3 protein-coding genes are annotated in these 2688 nt (G+C 69.6%); all 3 read left to right on the forward strand.

Annotation, left to right across the window (positions count from 1 at the left end; all coding sequences use genetic code 11):
* Positions 1-226: 226 nt before the first annotated feature.
* Positions 227-1204, forward strand: a complete 978-nt coding sequence (locus tag ACWD3D_RS35780; RefSeq protein WP_451464839.1) for a carbohydrate ABC transporter permease — start codon at positions 227-229, stop codon at positions 1202-1204.
* A 110-nt stretch (positions 1205-1314) separates the two neighbouring features.
* Positions 1315-2076, forward strand: a complete 762-nt coding sequence (locus tag ACWD3D_RS35785; RefSeq protein WP_451464841.1) for a carbohydrate ABC transporter permease — start codon at positions 1315-1317, stop codon at positions 2074-2076.
* 116 nt (positions 2077-2192) lie between these two features.
* The coding region (locus ACWD3D_RS35790) for a LacI family DNA-binding transcriptional regulator (RefSeq protein WP_451464840.1) at positions 2193-2688 on the forward strand (496 nt) is incomplete at its 3' end.

Consider the following 2688-nt stretch of genomic DNA (forward strand, 5'->3'; position numbering starts at 1 on the left):
CCCGCCCCCGCCGAGCCCGAGCGCCCGCCCCCGCCCCTCGCCCCCCCCGCCCCGGCTTCCTGCCCGCCCCGGCTCCCTCCCCGCCCCGGCTCCCTTCCCGCCCCGGCTTCCTCGCGCCTCGCGACGCATGGCAGCGGACCCCGAAAGACCCCAGGGTCTGTACCGAGTTCCGGGCCGGGCTCGCGGCGTCCGGCCCCGGATTCGATACAGACCTAGGAGCTCTCGCATGACCCTCGCCCGCACCGACCGCCCACAGAGGGGGCCCGCGGCCTCCTCCGGTGCGGCGACGCAAGCCGGCCGAAGGGAATCCGCGCTACGGCGGAGGCGCCGCCGCTCCCAGCTGACGGCCTGGGCTTTCGCCGCGCCGCTGGTCGTCTACCTCGCGGTCTTCTACGTGTACCCGCTCTACCGCAACGTCGATCTGAGCCTCCACACCTACACGGTCCGCTCCTTCGTCGACGGCAACGCCCCGTTCTCGGGCTGGGACAACTTCGCCACCGTGTTCGACGACCCGACCTTCTGGCCGGCGTTGCGCAACACGATGGTGTTCACCGTGGCGTCGCTCGTCGTGCAGTACACGGCTGGACTGGCGCTGGCCGTCTTCTTCCGCAAGGGCTTCCGCCTCTCCGCGACCCTGCGGGCGCTGTTCCTGGTGCCCTGGCTGCTCCCGCTGATCGTCTCCTCCTCCACCTGGGCGTGGATGCTCAACAGCGAGTCCGGGGTGGTCAACTGGGCGCTGCATCTCGTCGGCATCGCCCCGGTCGACTGGCTCACCTCCCCGCACTGGGCCCTCGTCTCGGTGATCCTGGCCAACATCTGGATCGGCATCCCCTTCAACCTGGTGATCCTCCACAGCGGCCTGCAGAACATCCCCGCCGAGATCTACGAAGCCGCCTCGCTGGACGGCGCGAACCCCTGGCAGCAGTTCCGGAGGATCACGTTCCCGCTGCTGCGGCCCGTCACCGCCATCACCCTGATGCTCGGGTTCGTCTACACCCTCAAGGTCTTCGACCTCATCTGGATCATGACCAAAGGTGGTCCCGGAGATTCCTCCTCCACCCTCGCCACCTGGTCCTACGAGCTCGGTTTCGGCTCGCTGCTGCCCCGCTTCGGCCCCGGCGCCGCCGTCGGCAACATCCTCATCCTCATCGCCCTGGTCTTCGGACTGTTCTACATCCGCGCCACCAGGAGGCAGGACGCATGACCACCCGCACCGGCTCCCGCACCCACGCCCGTAACAGCGCCCCTACCGACACCCGCACGGGTGACCGCAGCCTCGCGCGGACAGTGACCGGCCTGATCCTCACCGCGCTGATGCTGTTCCCCGTCTACTGGATGTTCAACGTCTCGCTGACGCCGCAGCAGAACATGCGTAAATCGCCGCCGGACCTCTTCCCGCTGCATCCCACCTTCGAGGGGTACCGGGCCGTCCTGGACGACCAGATGCCCTATCTCCTCACCAGTCTGCTCATCGGGCTCGGCACGGTCGCTCTGACCCTGCTGCTCGCCGCACCGGCCGGCTACGCACTCGCCAAGCTCCGCCCCCGCGGCGGTGGCGCGCTCCAAGTGGTCCTGCTGGTCGCCCAGATGGCCCCCGGCATCGTCATGGCGATGGGGTTCTACGGGATCTTCGTCGACCTCGGCCTGACGGACGCGTGGTGGGGCCTGATCATCGCCGACTCCACCCTGGCCGTCCCCTTCGGCGTCATGATCTTCTACGCCTTCATGACCGGAATTCCCGGTGAACTCACCGCTGCCGCGTGGATCGACGGCGCGGGTCCCTGGCGCACCTTCTGGTCGGTGATCCTCCCCGTCAGCCGGAACGCGATCGTCACCGTCTCGCTGTTCAGCTTCCTGTGGGCCTGGTCCGACTTCGTCTTCGCCAACACCCTCGACTCCGGCGGCGGGATGCGGCCCATCACCCTCGGCATCTACAAGTACATCGGCAACAACAACCAGGAGTGGAACGCCATCATGGCCACCGCGGTGATCGCCTCGGTGCCGGCCGCCCTGCTGCTGATCCTCGCTCAGCGGTACGTCGCCGCGGGGGTGACCGCCGGAGCGGTGAAGGACTGACTCCGGGGCCCGGCGCCGCACCGGACACGCCCGGGCCGGCACCCGCGGCGGGCCGCCCCAGGGCATCCGGACCGGGGGACCGACGGTCAGGACGGCACGCCTGCCACAATCGGCGCATGCAGTCCGAACGGGTGGTGACCTTGACCGACGTGGCCCGGAGGGCCGGCGTCTCACTGACGACGGCGTCGAAGGCGATCAACGGTCAGGATCGCATCTCCGACCAGACACGGGCCCGGGTCCTGAAAGCCGCCCGCGAGCTGTCCTTCACACCCAACCGGATCGCCCGCAGCCTCATGAGCGGACGCACCGGCACGGTCGGCCTGGTGGTGGTCGACAGTCATGTGCACCGCTTCGTGCTGCCCATCCTCCTGGGGGCGGAGGAAGCCCTCGCCGACGTCGACCTCAGCATGGTCATCGCCGACGCGCGGGGCGACTCGGCGCGGCTGCGCCGCATCGTCGAGCGTTTCGCCGAGCAGAAGGTGGACGGTGTCCTCGTCGTCGGCGAGAACAACGCGCTCACCCCGAGCGTCGGCCGTTGGCTCGACAGGCCCGTCACGTACGTCTACGGCGAGACCGGGGCGGGGGCCGGGGACGTGGTGCACGTCCCCGACG

It is taken from the genome of Streptomyces sp. NPDC002690 (genome assembly GCF_053592415.1).

What these genes read in the sequence shown, in the direction of transcription:
- ACWD3D_RS35780 (WP_451464839.1), top strand. Translation starts at nt 227, where the DNA reads ATGACCCTCGCCCGCACCGACCGCCCACAGAGGGGGCCCGCGGCCTCC.
- ACWD3D_RS35785 (WP_451464841.1), top strand. Translation starts at nt 1,315, where the DNA reads ATGCTGTTCCCCGTCTACTGGATGTTCAACGTCTCGCTGACGCCGCAG.